This is a genomic window from Nocardia sp. NPDC003345, assembly GCF_053589395.1.
The window spans coordinates 1-1,519 of record NZ_JBSFRU010000595.1; the positions used below are offsets into that span (position 1 = coordinate 1).

Annotated in this window: 1 protein-coding gene; it reads right to left on the reverse strand. The window is 71.4% G+C overall.

Annotated features, from left to right (window positions below):
- Window positions 1-1,519 (reverse strand): condensation domain-containing protein (locus ACWDU1_RS32290; RefSeq protein WP_450004206.1); only part of this gene is annotated, 1,519 nt, incomplete at both ends.

Below are 1,519 nucleotides of genomic sequence, written 5' to 3' on the forward strand. Positions count from 1 at the left end.
GCGAAGGATTCGCCGGAACCGACCGCTGTCCGCAGCACCAGGGTGTTGACGAACATGCCGACCAGATCGTCGAGGGCCTGTTCACCACGGCCGGCGATCGGCGTACCGATCGCGATGTCGTCGGTACCGGACATCCGTGCCAGCAGGGCCGCCAGCCCGGCGTGCAGCACCATGAACATCGACGCGCCGCGGGCGCGGGCCAAACTGTTGAGGCCGCGCACCAGCTCCGCGTCCAGTTCGGCGAGCACGGTGGCGCCGCGCATCGAGGCCACGGCCGGACGCGGACGGTCGGTCGGCAGCACCAGTTCGTCCGGCAGATCCGCCAGCGCTTCCTGCCAGTACGCGATCTGGCGGGCCATCGGCGATTCCGGATCGTCCTCGGCGCCGAGTACTTCACGCTGCCACAGCGTGAAGTCGGCGTACTGGACCGGCAGCGGCTCCCAGCCGGGCAGCTCGCCCTGGGCGCGTGCCGCGTAGGCGGTCACCACGTCCCGTGCCAGCGGCGCCATCGAGAAACCGTCACCGGCGATATGGTGCGTCACCACCACCAGGACGAATTCCCGCGGCGCGACCTCGAACAGCCGGGCCCGCACCGGTACGGCGGCGGCCACATCGAAACCGGCCGAGGCCAGTTCGGCGACCTTCACCGTCACCTCGTCGGCCGCCACCGGCACCGGTTCGAGATCCAGTTCGACCTGATCGGCGGGCAGCACCACCTGCACCGGGCGGCCACCCTGATCCGGGTACCGGGTGCGCAGTGATTCGTGGCGGGCGACCACATCGCCCATCGCCGCGCGCAGCGCCGCGGTGTCGAGGGCGCCGGAGAGCCGGATGGCCATCGGCAGGTTGTAGGCCGCCGACGTGGTGTCGTACTGGTTCAGGAACCACATGCGCTGCTGCGCGTAGGACAGCGGTACCAGTTCCGGGCGCGGCCCGGCGACCAGCGCCGGACGCGCCGCGTCGCCGGACCGTTCGGCCCGGACCGCCAGCGCGGCCACGGTCGGCGCCTCGAACAGCGCGCGGACCGGGACCTGGGTGCCGAGCGCGGCGCCGATCCGGGCCGCGACCTGCATACCGACCAGGGAGTTGCCGCCCAGTTCGAAGAAGTCGTCGTCCGCGCCGACCCGCTGCACACCGAGCACCTCGGCGAACACGTTCGCCACGATCTCCTCGATCGGGGTGGACGGGGCCCGGAAGGACCGCACCGCGAACACCGGCTCCGGCAGTGCTCGCCGGTCCAGTTTGCCGCTGGAGTTCAGCGGGAAGGCATCGAGCACGACGAAGGCCGCGGGGACCATATAGGACGGCAGGCGACCCGCCAGCCCGGCCCGCAGTCCGTCGGTGTCGATCGCGGTGCCGGCGGCCGGTACCAGGTAGCCGACCAGCTGATCGCCGGTGCGCGCGTCCGAGCGCAGCACCACCACGGCCTGGCCGACCTCGTCGATATCGGTCAGCGCGGTCTCGATCTCACCGAGCTCGATCCGCAGGCCACGCAACTTCACCTGGAAGTCGGTGCGGC